Source organism: Aestuariibius sp. HNIBRBA575 (assembly GCF_040932005.1).
In the GTDB taxonomy this organism is placed as follows: Bacteria; Pseudomonadota; Alphaproteobacteria; order Rhodobacterales; family Rhodobacteraceae; genus CANLNM01.
Genome location: NZ_CP162414.1, coordinates 2758585 through 2774961, shown reverse-complemented (window position 1 = coordinate 2774961; position 16377 = coordinate 2758585). Strand labels below are relative to the sequence as shown.

Below are 16377 nucleotides of genomic sequence, written 5' to 3'. Positions count from 1 at the left end.
ACGGGCCGTTTGACAGATATGACAAGCCGTAATGCGACCACACCGAAAGGCAAAGATGCACCCCGCATCTATGATCGGCGGGCGCTCACGTATTCTGACACCTTTGACAATCCGGCCAAACGGCTGTTGATCAAAGCAATCGAATGGGCCACCGGTAAAATTCAGGTCATTCGGCGCATCCGTGCCTTTGAGAAAAGCGGCGTTCCCGCAGGCCAAGAATTCTGGCCAGCGACGATGCGGATCATGGGGATCGACATTCAAACGCCCCAATCGCAATTGGATCGCATTCCCGCCGAAGGTCCGGTTATTTTGGTGTCAAACCACCCACATGGGATGATCGACGGCATGGTTTTGGCGGATGTCATTGGACGTCGGCGCAATGATTACCGGATTTTGACCCGCGCCATGCTGACAGGTATTGATGAAAGCGCGGCCAGTTACATGATCCCGGTGCCATTCCCCCATGAGGATGACGCGCAGCGCAAGATGATCGAAATGCGCGCTAAGGCGATGGATCATCTGGATAAAAACGGCATGATCGCCTTGTTTCCGTCTGGGGTCGTCGCACAGGCGAAATCCATGTTTGGCCCCGCAGAAGAGGCCGAGTGGAATGTTTTCACTGCGAAAATGATCCGCAGATCCGGGGCGACTGTTGTGCCTTGCTTCTTTCAGGGATCAAACTCGCGGGCCTATCAAATGGCGGCGAATATTTCGCCATCATTGCGTCAGGGCCTGCTGATCCATGAGGTTGTGCACGCCTTTGATAAACCTCAGGCACCCATTATTGGCAAACCGATCACACCGGAATTGGCCAATGAACTGGGCAAAGATCCACGTGGATTTATGACCTATCTGCGCGAACATACGCTGGCCTTGGGTAAGAACCCGGATATTGATCCAGCCTGATTGGGGCTGAAACTGGATGTGCCCTATCGGGTCGGAACCGGTGTTTCCCCGGAATAATCATAAAACCCACGATTGGTTTTACGGCCTAGCCAGCCTGCTTCGACATATTTGGTCAGCAGGGGGCATGGGCGGTATTTAGTGTCCGCTAGCCCGTCATGCAGCACGTTCATGATCGCAAGGCACGTATCCAGCCCAATAAAATCCGCCAATTCCAGCGGTCCCATGGGGTGATTTGCCCCCAATTTTAACGAAGTATCAATGCTGCGCACATTTCCGACGCCTTCATAAAGGGTGTAAATCGCTTCGTTGATCATCGGCATTAGGATGCGGTTAACGATGAAGGCAGGGAAATCTTCGGCTGTTGCGGATGTTTTGCCCAGCTTTTCGACCACGGCATGCAGCGTATCAAATGTATCTTTGTCGGTGGCAATGCCGCGGATCAATTCAACCAATTGCATGATCGGCACAGGGTTCATGAAATGAAATCCCATGAATTTCTCGGGGCGATCGGTGCGGCTTGCCAGTCGTGTGATCGAGATTGACGATGTGTTGGACGTCAGAATTGTGTTGGGTTTTAGATGAGGCACCAATTCTTCGAAAATGGCCTGTTTGACGGTTTCGCGTTCGGTTGCGGCCTCAATAATCAGGTCCGTTTGCCCCAAATCGGTCAACGTCAAAGTAGAGTTGATCCGCGCCATTGCTGCGTCTTTGGCGGCTTGGCTGATTTTTTCCCGTGCGACCTGACGATCCAGATTTTTGGAGATCAGTGCACGTCCAGCATCCAGGGAATCCTGCGAAATGTCCGTCATCAAGACGTCATACCCGGCCAAAGCAAACACGTGTGCGATGCCGTTGCCCATTTGGCCTGCGCCAACGATCCCTACGCGTTCGATATCCATGTCTCAGATCCCTTATGTGCTGTTCTGGGTGGCGTCTGCGCAAGATAGGCACGGGGATGGGGCAGGGACAAGGTGAGAAGGTCATTAAACTTTGTTTCAACGCCGCGATTTAGCAATTTGGCAAGACCTGTGCGCGAAACTTGACCGTGGTGAGTAAAAAATGTGGTGGGAACCATGAAACTAGAAACATTAGGCCAGTTTGGTCTTGATTACGCCCCGTGTCAGTACGGGCTTAGTCGCTTGTACTTTCGTGGGCCGCGCAAATCCCTGGATGGGGATTATGTGGCTTGTATCGGTGGTAATGAAACATATGGCCGTTTCCTTGCGACGACGTTTACAGATTTAATGCAGATCCAACTGGGGCGGACTTGTGTGAATTTCGGCTGTGTGAATGCTGGGATTGATGCCTATATTCGTGACAGCGCCATGATGGCGGCCTGTCATGATGCGGCTGCGGTGGTGGTTCAGGTGATGGGCGCACAAAACCAGTCAAATCGGTTCTACACGGTGCATCCGCGTCGCAATGATCGGTTTCTGCGCCCGACGGCGGCTCTTGTCACGTTATATCCGGATGTGGATTTTGCCAATTTCACGTTCACACGGCATATGCTGGCGGTTTTGCTGCTGACATCGCCTGAACGGTTTGAATTGGTCCGCGAGGAATTGCAGGCCCAATGGTTGCATTCGATGCAGAGCTTATTGGCAGAAATTCGGGGTCCGGCTTTGTTGCTGTGGATGGCAGAACATGCGCCGGATGACGAAGAAACAATTATGCGGTCTGATCCGTTATTTGTTTCGCGCAATATGCTGGATGAAATTTCTGCCCTTACCCAAGGATATGTTGAAATCGTACCCAGCCAAGCCGATTTGGCCAGCGGGGCAGAGGCACTGATTTACGGCCCGGCTGAGGCGCATTCAGCGGCGCAAATGCTGGGGCTTACGGCCCATGAAACCGCGGCGGAACAAATGTGTGCTGTGTTGAATACGATGATCTGATCCAAACAAAAAAGGCCCACACAAAGTGGGCCTTTTGGAAGTTTTGCAAGCTGAGCTTAGCCCAGTTTTTCAGTCAATTCTGGTACGGCATCAAACAGATCCGCGACCAGACCGAAGTCGGCGACTTGGAAGATCGGAGCTTCTTCGTCTTTGTTGATGGCGACGATGATCTTACTGTCTTTCATCCCGGCAAGGTGCTGAATAGCCCCGGAAATACCGACCGCAATGTACAGATCAGGTGCCACAACTTTGCCGGTTTGACCAACCTGCCAATCGTTTGGCGCATAGCCTGAATCAACCGCAGCACGGGACGCGCCAACGGCAGCGTTCAGTTTGTCTGCCAGTTTTTCGATCAGTGCAAAATCGTCTTCTGAGCCAACACCACGGCCACCGGACACAACCACACCCGCAGATGTCAGTTCTGGACGGTCAGACGCAGCAACTTTGTCTTCGACCCAAGAGGACAGGCCGGGGTTTTCAGCGGCAGCGATGGTTTCAACCGCAGCGGATCCACCTGTGGCAGCGGCGTCAAATGTGGATGTGCGGAAGGTGATGACCTTTTTCGCATCCGAGGATCTGACGGTCTGGTTGGCATTGCCCGCATAGATCGGACGTTCGAATGTGTTGCCGTCCACAACGGCTGTCACATCAGAAATCACCATCGCATCCAGCAACGCAGCCACGCGGGGCATGACGTTTTTGGCGTCTGTGGTGGCTGGGGCGACGATATGTTCGTAATCGCCAGCCAAGCCTGCGATCAATGCCGCAGTTGGTTCGGCCAAACGGTGACCCAGTGATGCGTCTTCGGCGACCAGAACTTTGGCCACGCCTGCGATTGTTGCAGCCTCATTGCCTGCAGCGGCAGCGGATGCGCCACAGCACAGAACCGTCACGTCACCCAAAGATGTCGCTGCGGAAATCGCTTTGGCGGTGGCGTCCATCGCCAAGGCGCCGTCGGTCACTTCTGCCAATAGAAGAACAGCCATTACACAGCCCCCGCTTCTTTGAGTTTCTCAACCAGTTCGTCCACGGACCCAACAACGATCCCTGCGGCACGTGCCTCTGGTTCGCTGGTTGTGACGATTTCCAGACGTGGTGTGACGTCAACGCCGTAATCAGCTGCGGTTTTTTCATCCAGCGGCTTTTTCTTGGCCTTCATGATGTTTGGCAGCGATGCATATCGTGGTTCGTTCAGACGCAGATCCACCGTGATGATCGCAGGCATGTTGACCTTGATGGTCTGCAGGCCGCCATCCACTTCGCGGGTCACAACGGCGCTGTCGCCATCAATGTCCAGCTCGGATGCAAATGTACCCTGTGACCAGCCCAGCAATGCCGACAGCATTTGACCCGTGGCGTTCATGTCGTTGTCGATGGCTTGTTTGCCGGCCAGAACGATGCCTGGCTGCTCTTCGTCAACGATGGCTTTCAGGATTTTAGCAACAGCCAATGGTTCGATGTCGGTGTGCACGTCGTCCGCAGCTACAACCAGGATCGCGCGATCTGCGCCCATCGCCAAGGCGGTGCGCAATGTTTCCTGCGCCTGCTTGACGCCGATGGAAACGGCAATCACTTCGTCCGCTTTGCCCGCTTCTTTTAGGCGAATGGCCTCTTCGACGGCAATTTCGTCGAACGGGTTCATGGACATTTTAACGTTGGCAAGATCGACACCGCTTCCGTCCGCTTTCACACGAACTTTCACGTTATAATCAATCACGCGCTTTACAGGCACGAGTACCTTCATCTGGCGTTGTCTCCCAATTTGGACAGAGGGGCCGAACGGGCGCCTCCTTTTCGTTTCCCGCTTTTGATAGCCGGACAACGCCCATCACAACAGAGCAAAATCGTCACGTTAGTTGATTGAAACGTCGCGTTTTTGCAGCGCATTGGAAATGTTTGCGATAACAATTCCTAGTTTTCATAGGGATGAAAAGATCGGCCAATTTTCGGCAGAATCAGCGCACCGCAAAAACCACGTATTTTTACGTATTCGCCCCGGGCACCCAAAGCACGTCATTTTCGCCCTGATCGTTGGCCATACGCGCCGCAACAAAGCACCAATCGGACAATCGATTGAGGTATTTCACCGCCGCCGGGTTGATCGATTCGAGGGTTGAGAGTTCGACAGCAAGCCGTTCGGCACGCCGCGACACGGTCCGGCAAATGTGCAAATGCGCGGCCAAAGCGGACCCGCCGGGAAGGATGAAACTGCGCAGTGGCGTCAGCGATTTGTTCATCACATCGATTTCAGATTCCAGCCGATCCACCAGCGATTGGGTGACGCGCAGGGGCGGGTATTCTGCCTCGGCGTCTTTGTCCATTTCGGGGCGGCACAGGTCAGCCCCCAGATCAAACAGGTCATTCTGGATCGCGGCCAATTGGGTGTCGATTTCGCCGCTGGCATGCAGACGTGCCATGCCGATGGTCGCATTGGTTTCATCCACGGTGCCATAGGCGTTGACGCGGGCGGAATGTTTGGCGACCCGGTCGCCATTGCCCAATGCAGTTTCACCGGAATCGCCTGTGCGGGTGTAAATCTTGTTTAGGACAACCATTAACTTGCTCCGTTTCCGCGCAGCCAAACCATCACGACGACCAAAACCACGGCCAGAAATTGCAGCCCCAGCCGCCAGCGCATCAGTTTGTTGGCATGTTTCTTGTTAAATTCACCACCTTTGCCAAAGCTGCCCAGCCCAAGGGACAAAACAACGACAACAGCCGCACAAGCGATCAATGCGATGGTAAAGAGAGGGTCCGAAGCCATGGCGTTTCCTTTCAGGGTCACCAGAGATGTAGCAGGCATATTGGTATTTCCAAGGCTAACCTTTGGAAATGAGCCAATCCAGCGCAGCTGTGGGCAGTAAACGGCGCGCCGCACCCATCAAATAGGTGGGGGTTGTGACGTAATAGCGTGGCTTTGGGCGCCGGGATTCCAATGCATGGGCCAGTTTTCGTGTCACGGCGGATGCGGGCAGCTCAAACTGATCAGGGCCCTTGGATTCATATAGACGTTTTAGCAGGGTCGCGCGGTATTCATCGGCGCGTGGCGAATGTTCCCAATCTACCCAGCGTTCGAAATGTGGGATCGAGTTGGCCCGGATGCGCGATGTGATGGGGCCGGGTTCGATCAGGATCACCTTGATCCCGGTTCCGGCCATTTCCAATCGCAACACATCTGTCAAACCTTCCAGCGCGTATTTCGTCGCGACATAAGCCCCGCGCCATTTCATCGGGACCAGCCCCAAAACAGAGGAACAATTGACGATCCGCCCGTGACCTTGGGCACGCATCATGGGAATCACTTGGCGGGTCAGGTCGTGATAGCCAAATACATTGGCCTCAAAGATCGCGTTCAACGCCCCACGTGGCAGATCTTCGACAGCGCCGGGAATGGCATAAGCGCCGTTGTTAAACAGGGCATCCAGCGTCCCGCCGGTCTGTTGTTTCACCAGCGCGACGCAATCTGCAATCGTATCAGGTTTTTCATAGTCCAGAATAAGCGTGGTCAGCCCCATTTCGGTCAAACGTGCCTGATCTGCTGAATTGCGCACGGTGGCAAAGACGCGCCAGCCGCGCGCCTGCAGTCCCAGCGCCGCATCATAGCCAATACCTGAGGAACAGCCGGTGATTAAAACTGATTTTGTCATGCCCCGTCTATGCGTTGGACGGGGCAATCTGGCAACATTTGTTTCGAGGGATCATTCAGCCCGCAGGTGTCAGCAACCGTTCGGCCATCCAGCCAACTGCGCCTGTTTCCAGAACCCGAACCTGCGCCCAGCCGTCAATGCCCACTTCTAGAATGTCCAGCTCTGTGCCTTGTGTCAGGGTAACAATCACGCCGTGGCCTGTGCTGGGACCTGCGCGCATATTCACGCGTCGTCCTGCCACTTCCCACAAATTGTGGGTTTCTTCGGCGCGGGTTTCGGCAATCGCATCCGCTTCGCTGGCTTGTGCTGCGCCCAACAGATCCTCGGCCGTTGGGGCACCTTCGACCAGGCTCTCAAACAAGAACACTTCTTCTTTTGGGGCGGCTTCGGGTTCGACATTCAAACTGGCCTGAACCAAGCCTTCGACAGCGTGTGTCGCAGCCTGAGGGGCCGTGCGAAAATTGGTTTCGCGCACAGTATTCGGTTCGGCAGAAACCGAAATCAGTGAAATATTGGCGTTTCGCGTCGGTATCTCAATCGCCGGAGCCTCTTGTGCGGCAGCTTGCACAATCCGGGCTTCAACCTCAGAGCGGGTCTGCGGTTTGAAATCCGCCCCACCTGAAAACTCATAAAAACCCCAACCCAAAAACCCAAAAGTAAGTACTATAAAGCGCGTCACCAGCGCATCCCCCAAATAACAACGTAGCAGGATTTTACCTTAGCGTGTTTTGTCCAATTTGGGCAGGGGAAAAATTAACAAAATGGCCTCATTTTTGAAAATAACCGCAACCTATGGTGGTTTGTTTGCAGAATGCCACTAGACCATGCCGCGGGCTGGGTTTATCCCATTCATATGTCAGATACGATTGATCCAGATAAATCCGCCGCCACGGCTGTTGAACCCCTGCGTCGCGCCATTGGCGACCGGTACCTGACCTATGCGCTGAGCACGATCATGCATCGCGCCCTGCCTGACGCGCGGGACGGGTTGAAACCGGTGCATCGGCGTATTCTGTACGCAATGCGCGAATTGCGTCTGTCCAGCACCGGTGGGTTCCGCAAATCGGCGAAAATTTCTGGCGACGTGATGGGCAATTATCACCCGCATGGGGATGCTGCGATTTACGATGCTATGGCACGTTTGGCGCAGGATTTTGCCGTGCGCTATCCGTTGGTCGACGGGCAGGGCAACTTTGGCAACATCGACGGCGATAACCCCGCCGCCAGCCGGTATACCGAGGCGCGCATGACCGCCGCCGCCGAAGCGTTGCTGGAAGGGTTGACCGAAAACGCCGTTGATTACCGGGACAATTATGACGGCACGCTGAGCGAACCTGCCGTGTTGCCCGCCGCGTTCCCAAACCTGCTGGCCAACGGGTCCAGCGGGATCGCCGTGGGCATGGCAACCAACATTCCGCCCCACAACATAGAAGAATTGTGCAACGCCTGCCTGCATCTGATCAAAACCCCGGATGCACGCGACGAAACCCTGCTGAAATACATTCCCGGTCCGGATTTCCCGACCGGCGGCGTGATTGTCGAACCCGCAGACAGCATCGCGCGCACCTATGCGACCGGACGCGGTGGGTTCCGACTGCGGTCACGCTGGGAAGTCGAAGATCTGGGTCGTGGCCAATGGCAGATCGTTGTGACGGAAATTCCGTATCAGGTGCAGAAATCTCGGCTGATCGAAAAGCTGGCTGAGGTGATCCAAACCAAAAAGGTGCCGATTCTGGGCGATGTGCGCGACGAATCCGCCGATGATATCCGCCTGATTCTGGAACCCAAGTCGCGCAATGTGGACCCGGATGTTCTGATGAACATGCTGTTCCGCCATTCCGACCTAGAGGTCCGGTTCAGCCTGAACATGAACGTGCTGATTGACGGCGTGACCCCCAGGGTCTGCAGCCTGAAAGAAGTGTTGCGCGCGTTTTTGGATCACCGTCGCGACGTTTTGATCCGTCGGTCCCAACACCGGATGGATAAAATTGACCATCGGTTAGAAGTGCTCGAAGGGTTTATCATTGCCTTTCTGAACTTGGACCGTGTGATCGACATCATCCGCTATGATGACGAACCCAAAGCCGCGTTGATGCGCGAAGATTGGGGCAAGGACCATCCACGCGCCTTTGATGAGGCCGATTATATCAGCCCTGCGGCCGCCACCGAAATGGGCCTGACAGAAGTGCAGGCCGAAGCCATTTTGAACATGCGCTTGCGGTCGTTGCGCCGGTTAGAAGAGCTGGAGCTGATCACCGAACGGGACGCGTTGATGAAAGAACGTGCCGAACTAGAAGATTTGCTGGACAGCGAAGACCTGCAATGGGCGCGGATCGCCGAACAGGTGCGCGAAGTGCGCAAAACCTTTGGCGCCACCTACGAAGGCGGCGCGCGCCGGACCACATTTGCCGAAGCCGGCGTGATCGAAGATGTGCCGATCGAAGCGATGATCGAGCGCGAACCGATCACTGTGGTCTGTTCGCAGATGGGCTGGATCCGGGCGATGACTGGCCATATCGATCTAACGCGCGAGTTGAAATTCAAAGACGGCGACGGGTCGCGATTTGTGTTCCACGCCGAAACCACGGATCGGCTGCTGGCCTTTGGCAGCAATGGGCGGTTCTACACGATCAGCGCGTCCAATCTGCCCGGTGGGCGGGGCATGGGCGAACCGTTGCGATTGATGGTCGATTTGCCCAACGAAGTGCAGATCGTCGATTTGTTCATCCACAAACCAGATGCCAAATTGCTGGTCGCGTCATCCGCCGGGGACGGGTTTGTCGTGGCGGAAAACGACGTGGTCGCCCAGACCCGCACCGGCAAACAGGTGTTGAACGTGCGCGGGGATGTGACCGCGCTGGTCTGTACATCTGTGGTTGGGGATCACGTGGCCGTGGTCGGTGAAAACCGCAAAGTTCTGGTGTTCCCGATTGATGAACTGCCTGAAATGGGGCGCGGCAAAGGGGTGCGGTTGCAGAAATACAAAGATGGTGGATTGTCAGATGCGCACACCTTTGTGCTGGAGAATGGCCTGTCATGGCTGGACCCGGCGGGACGCACACGCACTGTGATTGGCGATGAATTGTCCGAATGGATGGCCAAACGCGCCGCGGCGGGTCGTATGGCCCCTAGGGGATTCCCCCGTGACAATCGGTTCACCTGATCCCAACGTTTCCCTGATAGAAACCGGGCCTCAGCGGCTCGGGACCAGTTTTGTTGGTCAACGTAAGCCTTTGTTCTGGATGGCAATCCGCATGGGAATGTTGACCATTCTCACGTTAGGTTTGTACCGGTTCTGGATGAAAACCCGATTGCGTCGGTGGTATTGGTCCGCCATTCGCCCGGGCGGATTGCCATTGGAATATACCGGCACCCCCAGCGAAAAGCTGCTTGGGTTTTTGATGGTGGTGGTGTTGCTGTCCTTCTATGTTGGCGTGGTGAACCTGCTGCTGTTTTTTGTCAGCTTTTCACTGATCGCTAACAATAGCGCCGCCTATGCATTGTCGTTTGCTGGGGTGATCCCGTTGTGGTTTTTCGCTCGTTACCGTGCGCGCCAATATGTGCTGGGGCGCACCCGCTGGCGTGGCATTCGGTTTGGGTTGGATGCGGGGGCTTGGGCCTTTGCGTGGTTGGCGATCCGGCGCTGGGTGGCGACGCTGCTGACGCTGGGGCTTTTGTGGCCGCGGATGACGTTTGATTTAGAGAAATTCAAAACCGACCGCACGTGGTTCGGGGATCAAAAGCTGGAACAAACCGGGGATTGGCGCATGTTGTGGCCCGCCTTTGCCCATGTGGTCATCGGCGTTGTGTTCACGCTGGGATGCATTGGGTTTGCGCTGTTGGGCGTGTGGCTAATGGCGTGGTGTTTGCTGATTTCGGTGCCATGGCTGATCTATGGGATTTTTGTCTATCTGGTGGATGCCAAACGGCTGATGGCAAATGCCAAACGCGCAGGCGATTTGTGGCTCACTGCTACGCCCCGCCCAACCAGAATTCTGCGGATCACCGGATTTGGCTATGTGACGGCTTTGATCCTGATTTTGTTGCCGCTTTTGCCGGCGATGATCTATTTCAGCTTTATGGAGATGGAAGAGGTTGCACCGGGCATGACCGCGTTGTCAGGCCTGCCATCCTGGCTGATCTGGACGATTGGCACAGGGCTTTATTTCTTCTTGTTTCTCAGCTGGGCGAGTTTGCGCCACGTGATGGTGACATTGCCTGTTTGGCGGCATTATGCGGAAACATTGGTGATCCATGGCACCCAGACGCTGCCTGACATTGCACAGCGGGACCGCGCCCATCTAAGCCAAGCCGAAGGGTTCGCTGAGGCGCTTGATTTGGGGGCCGCGATATGAGTGTGATTCATGTCGGTGCCGCCGCAGAACCTGCCATCGCTGTTGGCATGTGGTTGCCGGGCGACAGCGCCGAACCGATATCGGTCCGGTTGGAAATGGATGACACAGCAGGGCAGATGTCCCTGACGCCTGACGGGCGGGATGGCACCAAATGGGCCTATGCAAACATCCGTAGATTGGCGGATCAGGCCGGTGGGGATCACACGATTTTGCATCTGGCGGATGATCCTGTTCAGCGATTGATCATCACATCCAAAGACGACATGGACTTGATCGCCGGACGCGCGCGTCAGTTGGGAAAACGCCCCCGATTGCAACGGCCGTTTGCGATGATGGGGTGGGGGCTGGCTGCGGTTGGCTCGGTTGTGTTGATCATCACGGTGCTGATTCCGCTGCTGGCAAATCAATTGGCGGACTGGCTGCCGGCTGAGGGCGAAAAAGCGTTAGGTGACGTGACCTTGGAACAAATACGCGGGGCGCTTGATGCGGATGGATTTGGCGGGTTGCGTATCTGTGACGATCCAGACGGGATCGCGGCGTTGACGCAGATACAGGACCGGTTGGCGCCCCATGCTGACCTGCCATATCCGTTGCAGGTCACAGTGTTGGATCACCCGATGGTCAACGCCTTTGCGCTGCCCGGTGGGCATGTCGTGTTCTTTGACGGGTTGCTACAGCGGACCCAATCCCCAGAAGAGGTCGCCGCAGTGTTTGCCCATGAAATGGGCCATGTGGAACATCGTGATGCGACGCGTGTTGCACTGCGATCGGCAGGGTCGGTTGGGGTGCTGGGCCTGCTGTTTGGCGACTTTGCCGGGGGGGCGCTGTTGCTGTTTGCATCCGAACGTTTGATCCAGGCCGATTACAATCGCACCGTAGAAGCAGATGCAGATTCTTATGCCTATCGGGTGTTGCTGGCCGCAGATTTGCCACCCTCGGCGATTGCCACGTTTTTTGAACGTATGCAGGGCAACGAGTTAAATCTCGGAATTGCACAACATTTTATGTCGCATCCCGAACTGGGTGATCGAATACAGGCCGCGCGGGATGCAACGCCAGAAGATGCTGTTTTCAATGAACTTTTGACACCTGACCAATGGGCATCATTGCAGCAGATTTGCCGCTAAGAAAAACAGGGTTTTTGCTGGGTTCAACTCCTGCTTGATTTTCTGTCCACAAGTCAATAAATGCCCCGCCATATAGATCCGGGTCCACGCGTGGTGCAGGGCCCCCGAATGACGAGGCGCCATCATGGCTAAGGAAAAGTTTGAACGTAGCAAACCGCACGTAAACATCGGCACAATCGGTCACGTTGACCACGGTAAGACAACGCTGACAGCTGCGATCACCAAGCAGTTTGGCGACTTCAAAGCGTATGACGAAATTGACGGCGCGCCCGAAGAGAAAGCCCGCGGCATCACCATCTCAACAGCCCACGTTGAGTATGAGACAGAAAACCGTCACTACGCCCACGTTGACTGCCCCGGCCACGCCGACTACGTCAAAAACATGATCACCGGTGCGGCGCAAATGGACGGCGCGATCCTGGTTGTGAACGCGGCTGACGGCCCAATGCCACAAACCCGTGAGCACATCCTGCTGGGTCGCCAGGTTGGCATCCCCTACATGGTTGTTTACATGAACAAAGTTGACCAGGTTGACGACGAAGAGTTGTTGGAACTGGTTGAAATGGAAATCCGTGAGCTGTTGGATTCATACGAATATCCTGGCGACGACATCCCAGTGATCCCTGGTTCGGCTCTGGCCGCTCTGGAAGACCGCGACGATGCGATCGGCAAAGATTCCATCAACAAACTGATGGCCGCTGTTGACGAATATATCCCAACACCTGCTCGTGCTGTTGACCAGCCGTTCCTGATGCCAATCGAGGACGTGTTCTCGATCTCTGGCCGTGGTACAGTTGTAACTGGCCGTGTTGAGCGTGGCGTGATCAACGTTGGCGACGAAATCGAAATCGTTGGCATCAAAGACACATCCAAAACCACATGTACGGGTGTTGAAATGTTCCGCAAGCTGCTGGATTCCGGCGAAGCTGGCGACAACATCGGCGCATTGCTGCGCGGCGTTGACCGTGAAGGCGTTGAGCGTGGTCAGATCCTGTGTAAGCCGGGTTCTGTAACACCGCACACCAAGTTCGAAGCAGAAGCCTATATCCTGACCAAGGATGAAGGCGGTCGTCACACACCTTTCTTCGCGAACTACCGTCCACAGTTCTACTTCCGGACCACAGACGTGACCGGCACAGTTGAACTGCCAGCGGGCACAGAAATGGTGATGCCCGGCGATAACCTGAAGTTCAACGTTGAACTGATCGCCCCAATCGCCATGGAAAACGGCCTGCGCTTCGCCATCCGCGAAGGCGGCCGCACCGTCGGCGCCGGCGTCGTGTCAAAAATCATCGAGTAATCGACAAACATAGATCAATTTGATCTAATCCAAAGGGACGCGTTTGATCGCGTCCCTTTTTCGTTTTGGAATTGCTTTATGTTTAGATTGATAATCCGGTTTGTCCCTTGGTGGCTTTTTATCTGCATTGGGGGTCTGATCTGTTTTCTGGCGGCGGACACGTTCGAAGATACACTGACCAAACAGACCGAATTGGCGACGGCATCCTATCAGCACCCTCCTGCATCGGTGCGTCCTGAAAATTGGCAGGCCACCCCGGTTTTTGGCACCTTGAACGAGGTGTCATTGTTGTTGAACGCTGATTTGACCTATCCGGTTATTGAAACGTCTGTTGCCAATTTATTGTCCCACTATGTGATCATTCCGGGGCAGGATGTGTTGTTTGCGGTTCAGGCGGAATCGATGACCGCGCCTGCGTTTCATCACAATTTAAACCTTACCACTGGTTCGCCGGGCGGGCCGGTTTTGAAGGCTTTTTGGCTGCGTTCCGAAACAGAAACCCGGGTTGTGGCGCGCCATCTTGCAGAGCTTGGGGCGCCCAGCGACATGGAGGTTGTGGTGCTGTCCCCCTATTGGGGCACGCGCGCGGATGCGCTTCAGGACCTCAGGTTTGAAAATTGGTTCGATTTGTTGTTCTTGCCCGTCATCGCATTGGTCTTTTCCTTGATGGGGGTGGTGAAACTGCGACGCTGGCGCACCCGTCGCCCCACCCGCAAGGCGATTGCCGCCCGACCCAGCCCAGAACAGACGCAGGTGGCCATGCCCGGATTGCAAGGGCAAAGCCTGTCAGAACTGACCAAGACCCGGCCGGGAAAATCGCAAGACCCGTTTGCCGAAGGCCCGATCAAATCCCGACGGCGCGAACGGAATGTGATTTGATGGATTACCATTTAAGTTGCGCCCCCATTTCTTTCGGCATTCCAGCATGATCAGGCTTTTCTAACCAAATTTGCAGGTCTAACGTTGCAATAGTCCAATCCTTTAGGGGTCAGAGTGTTTTCGAAAATTCCAAGTGTTTTCCTAGCGTGCTGTTTGGCGATGCCCGTTGCCGCCAAGCCCCCGATCACAAGTTCAGAGGAAACCGCCGCGCAGCTCTGCCTCGATTATATCGGGGATACATGGGAAGACATCGCAACAATCTGCGAATTAGCGTCCCAAAGCATAGGTCTAAGCGCGTCAGAGCAGGCGCGGATATACAGCAATTGGGGCACTGCGGTCGGGAATTATGATGCGGATGCAGCGCGGGGCATCTATCTGAAAGGATTAGAGTTTTCCCCCAATTCTGTCGTGCTGTTGAACGGATTGGCCTGGACGGATTGGTCTGTGGCTGAATATCAAGCGGCCGCAGCCGGTTTTGAGCGGACGCTCAATTTGCACCCCACCCAAGAAGCGCTGGCCGGATTGGCGAGCGCCCAATATCGGTTGGGCGACATCAGCGGTTCCGATGCGGTTGCTTTGTTGGAAACGGCCACGGCTTTGGACCCGAATTATGCTTGGGGATATCGCGAAGCGGGGTCCATCCAGTACGACTTGAGCGATTATTCCGCAGCGAGGGCCGCCTATCAATCGGCGCTTGATATTGATGAATTTGACGTTTCTGCACTTTATGGTGTGGCGCAGGCATTGTCTGAACTGGGCCAGTCGGCAGAGGCACTGATTTATGCCAATCAGGCCGCGGATCTGAGCCCGGATTGGTATTTGGTTTATTCCCTGCGCAGTTTCATTCTGCGGGGGCTGGGGCGAAATCGGGCCGCTTTGAATGATGCTGATCTGGCGATTTCCATGGCACCTGATTTTTCGGATGGATTTGTGCAGCGGGCCAGATCGCTAGAGGCGCTTGGGCGGCGCGGGGATGCAATTGCGCTGTTAGAGGAAAAGCTAAGCCAGTTTTCAGATGACAGTTTCTTTTTGATTTGGATGGTTGATGTGGTCGCAAATGAGGGCGATTTTGACCGCGCCTATGAAATCACAGATATGCTGGCATCCCTGACCACAGCCGCTCAGGATTACCGGACCCTTGCGTTTTATGCGATCGAGGCAGAACGATTTGAAGATGCAGATGCGGCCAATGCGATCTGTCTGAATACGTTGCCCAACGATCCGTATTGTCTGCTTTATGATGCGATCTTGACGGTGCAGGGCGGGGATGTGAGCGCCGGGGTGAACAGGTTTCACCATGCGATGGGCAACGGGCTTGCACCCGAGGATGTTGGTTATTTTGCCCGCAAATTGATCGCGCTGGGGCATTTTGTCGAAGCAGGCAAAGTGATGCGCCGCTATTGATGGCCTGTGAGGGGGCGAAACGAGGATACGATGACGACAAACTTTCCCAATCCAGGCACCCGTCACCCAATTACGTTGCCGGATGGTCAAGGCCATGTCGGGACGGTCTTTCTGAAACCCGCCATTGACCATCCACGGTTTCACGTGGGCGATTACACCTATGCCAGTGCCTTTGCCCCGCCAGAGGATTGGGCCGCCTGTTTGGCACCATATCTGTTTGCGTTTTCACCCGAAAAACTGGTGATCGGTCGCTTTTGTCAAATTGCGGATGGGGCGATGTTTATCACGTCATCTGCCAATCATCGATATGATGGGTTCAGCACCTATCCGTTTGCGATTTTTGACGGGGGGGCGATGGATGGGCGACCTTCGATGCCGGAACCGGGGCGTGACACGGTGATCGGGAATGATGTCTGGATCGGTCAGGGCGCGCGGATCATGCCCGGCGCGCAGATTGCCGATGGCTGTATTGTGGGGGCAGGGGCTGTGGTTTCAGGGAATGTTGCCCCCTATTCCAGTGTGGCGGGCAATCCGGCCCAGACAATCCGGTCCAGATTTGACCCGGAAACGATTGCGGCGCTGCTGGACATCCAATGGTGGCATTGGCCGATTGAGGTGATTTTGAAAAACGAAGCGGCCATTTGTGGTGCTGATCTGGCCGCATTGCAGCACATCGCCAACGCCGTTTGAAACACTGGCTGGCCCAATCTACAAACGCAAACGCCCTAGTGACATTTAATCGCGACGCAGAAAAACCGTCATGTTCAGTGACGCTTCTGACGTGCCAAACTATGGCCTTAAATATTCTGTACTCGAGTGGTTGTTAGCTAAAAACCATTGACCATTTCCAGAAACAGGAGTTTT

The 16377-nt window shown here is 55.1% G+C and carries 16 protein-coding genes; 9 read left to right on the top strand and 7 right to left on the bottom strand.

Annotation, left to right across the window (positions count from 1 at the left end; all coding sequences use genetic code 11):
* Window positions 1–18: 18 nt before the first annotated feature.
* Window positions 19–906: a lysophospholipid acyltransferase family protein gene (locus tag AB1F12_RS13955; protein WP_368188377.1), complete on the top strand. Its 888-nt coding sequence runs from the start codon at window positions 19–21 to the stop codon at window positions 904–906.
* 23 nt (window positions 907–929) lie between these two features.
* Here AB1F12_RS13955 and AB1F12_RS13950 read toward each other — a convergent pair whose 3' ends face one another.
* Window positions 930–1805, bottom strand: a complete 876-nt coding sequence (locus AB1F12_RS13950) for a 3-hydroxybutyryl-CoA dehydrogenase (RefSeq protein ID WP_368184975.1) — start codon at window positions 1803–1805, stop codon at window positions 930–932.
* A gap of 174 nt (window positions 1806–1979) precedes the next feature.
* Between AB1F12_RS13950 and AB1F12_RS13945 the strand changes: the two genes are divergently transcribed.
* Entirely contained in the window at window positions 1980–2801 is an 822-nt protein-coding gene (locus AB1F12_RS13945) for a DUF6473 family protein (RefSeq protein ID WP_368184974.1), read from the top strand.
* 56 nt (window positions 2802–2857) lie between these two features.
* On the opposite strand, the gene AB1F12_RS13940 is transcribed toward AB1F12_RS13945, so the two are convergent.
* The 6 genes from AB1F12_RS13940 to AB1F12_RS13915 form a co-directional block, all read right to left on the bottom strand.
* Window positions 2858–3787: an electron transfer flavoprotein subunit alpha/FixB family protein gene (locus AB1F12_RS13940; RefSeq protein ID WP_368184973.1), complete on the bottom strand. Its 930-nt coding sequence runs from the start codon at window positions 3785–3787 to the stop codon at window positions 2858–2860.
* A complete protein-coding gene (locus tag AB1F12_RS13935) occupies window positions 3787–4545 on the bottom strand; it encodes an electron transfer flavoprotein subunit beta/FixA family protein (RefSeq protein WP_368184972.1) in 759 nt (252 codons plus the stop codon). The genes AB1F12_RS13940 and AB1F12_RS13935 overlap by 1 nt, the downstream gene beginning before the upstream one ends.
* Before the next feature lie 238 nt (window positions 4546–4783).
* Window positions 4784–5356, bottom strand: coding sequence for a cob(I)yrinic acid a,c-diamide adenosyltransferase (locus tag AB1F12_RS13930; RefSeq protein ID WP_368184971.1), 573 nt, complete (start codon window positions 5354–5356; stop codon window positions 4784–4786).
* Window positions 5356–5565 carry a twin transmembrane helix small protein gene (locus AB1F12_RS13925; RefSeq protein WP_368184970.1) on the bottom strand — a complete coding sequence of 70 codons (210 nt, stop codon included), beginning with the start codon at window positions 5563–5565 and terminating at the stop codon, window positions 5356–5358. The genes AB1F12_RS13930 and AB1F12_RS13925 overlap by 1 nt, the downstream gene beginning before the upstream one ends.
* A 55-nt stretch (window positions 5566–5620) precedes the next feature.
* Window positions 5621–6448, bottom strand: a complete 828-nt coding sequence (locus AB1F12_RS13920) for an SDR family NAD(P)-dependent oxidoreductase (protein ID WP_368184969.1) — start codon at window positions 6446–6448, stop codon at window positions 5621–5623.
* 55 nt (window positions 6449–6503) lie between these two features.
* The gene (locus tag AB1F12_RS13915; protein ID WP_368184968.1) at window positions 6504–7127 is read right to left on the bottom strand and encodes an SH3 domain-containing protein; all 624 of its coding nucleotides are present in this window, start codon (window positions 7125–7127) and stop codon (window positions 6504–6506) included.
* A gap of 174 nt (window positions 7128–7301) precedes the next feature.
* Here AB1F12_RS13915 and AB1F12_RS13910 point away from each other — a divergent pair, with 174 nt between their 5' ends.
* The 7 genes from AB1F12_RS13910 (at window position 7302) to AB1F12_RS13880 (ending at window position 16203) form a co-directional block, all read left to right on the top strand.
* Window positions 7302–9611, top strand: a complete 2310-nt coding sequence (locus AB1F12_RS13910; RefSeq protein ID WP_368188376.1) for a DNA topoisomerase IV subunit A — start codon at window positions 7302–7304, stop codon at window positions 9609–9611.
* Window positions 9592–10803: a DUF898 family protein gene (locus AB1F12_RS13905; RefSeq protein WP_368184967.1), complete on the top strand. Its 1212-nt coding sequence runs from the start codon at window positions 9592–9594 to the stop codon at window positions 10801–10803. Before AB1F12_RS13910 ends, AB1F12_RS13905 begins: the two co-directional genes overlap by 20 nt.
* The gene (locus AB1F12_RS13900; RefSeq protein ID WP_368184966.1) at window positions 10800–11930 is read left to right on the top strand and encodes a M48 family metallopeptidase; all 1131 of its coding nucleotides are present in this window, start codon (window positions 10800–10802) and stop codon (window positions 11928–11930) included. The genes AB1F12_RS13905 and AB1F12_RS13900 overlap by 4 nt, the downstream gene beginning before the upstream one ends.
* A 124-nt stretch (window positions 11931–12054) precedes the next feature.
* Window positions 12055–13230: an elongation factor Tu gene (gene tuf / locus AB1F12_RS13895; RefSeq protein WP_368184965.1), complete on the top strand. Its 1176-nt coding sequence runs from the start codon at window positions 12055–12057 to the stop codon at window positions 13228–13230.
* A gap of 78 nt (window positions 13231–13308) precedes the next feature.
* Window positions 13309–14109 carry a hypothetical protein gene (locus AB1F12_RS13890; protein WP_368184964.1) on the top strand — a complete coding sequence of 267 codons (801 nt, stop codon included), beginning with the start codon at window positions 13309–13311 and terminating at the stop codon, window positions 14107–14109.
* A gap of 114 nt (window positions 14110–14223) precedes the next feature.
* Window positions 14224–15513 (top strand): tetratricopeptide repeat protein, encoded by a 1290-nt coding sequence (locus AB1F12_RS13885; protein WP_368184963.1) that lies wholly within the window; start codon window positions 14224–14226, stop codon window positions 15511–15513.
* 30 nt (window positions 15514–15543) lie between these two features.
* Window positions 15544–16203 (top strand): CatB-related O-acetyltransferase, encoded by a 660-nt coding sequence (locus tag AB1F12_RS13880; protein WP_368184962.1) that lies wholly within the window; start codon window positions 15544–15546, stop codon window positions 16201–16203.
* Window positions 16204–16377: the final 174 nt, after the last annotated feature.

Excerpts from the sequence above, each read along its gene's own strand:
- AB1F12_RS13955 (WP_368188377.1), top strand. The coding sequence starts at position 19 with ATGACAAGCCGTAATGCGACCACACCGAAAGGCAAAGATGCACCCCGC.
- AB1F12_RS13950 (WP_368184975.1), bottom strand. The coding sequence starts at position 1,805 with ATGGATATCGAACGCGTAGGGATCGTTGGCGCAGGCCAAATGGGCAAC.
- AB1F12_RS13945 (WP_368184974.1), top strand. The coding sequence starts at position 1,980 with ATGAAACTAGAAACATTAGGCCAGTTTGGTCTTGATTACGCCCCGTGT.
- AB1F12_RS13940 (WP_368184973.1), bottom strand. The coding sequence starts at position 3,787 with ATGGCTGTTCTTCTATTGGCAGAAGTGACCGACGGCGCCTTGGCGATG.
- AB1F12_RS13935 (WP_368184972.1), bottom strand. The coding sequence starts at position 4,545 with ATGAAGGTACTCGTGCCTGTAAAGCGCGTGATTGATTATAACGTGAAA.
- AB1F12_RS13930 (WP_368184971.1), bottom strand. The coding sequence starts at position 5,356 with ATGGTTGTCCTAAACAAGATTTACACCCGCACAGGCGATTCCGGTGAA.
- AB1F12_RS13925 (WP_368184970.1), bottom strand. The coding sequence starts at position 5,565 with ATGGCTTCGGACCCTCTCTTTACCATCGCATTGATCGCTTGTGCGGCT.
- AB1F12_RS13920 (WP_368184969.1), bottom strand. The coding sequence starts at position 6,448 with ATGACAAAATCAGTTTTAATCACCGGCTGTTCCTCAGGTATTGGCTAT.
- AB1F12_RS13910 (WP_368188376.1), top strand. The coding sequence starts at position 7,302 with ATGTCAGATACGATTGATCCAGATAAATCCGCCGCCACGGCTGTTGAA.
- AB1F12_RS13900 (WP_368184966.1), top strand. The coding sequence starts at position 10,800 with ATGAGTGTGATTCATGTCGGTGCCGCCGCAGAACCTGCCATCGCTGTT.
- tuf (WP_368184965.1), top strand. The coding sequence starts at position 12,055 with ATGGCTAAGGAAAAGTTTGAACGTAGCAAACCGCACGTAAACATCGGC.
- AB1F12_RS13890 (WP_368184964.1), top strand. The coding sequence starts at position 13,309 with ATGTTTAGATTGATAATCCGGTTTGTCCCTTGGTGGCTTTTTATCTGC.
- AB1F12_RS13880 (WP_368184962.1), top strand. The coding sequence starts at position 15,544 with ATGACGACAAACTTTCCCAATCCAGGCACCCGTCACCCAATTACGTTG.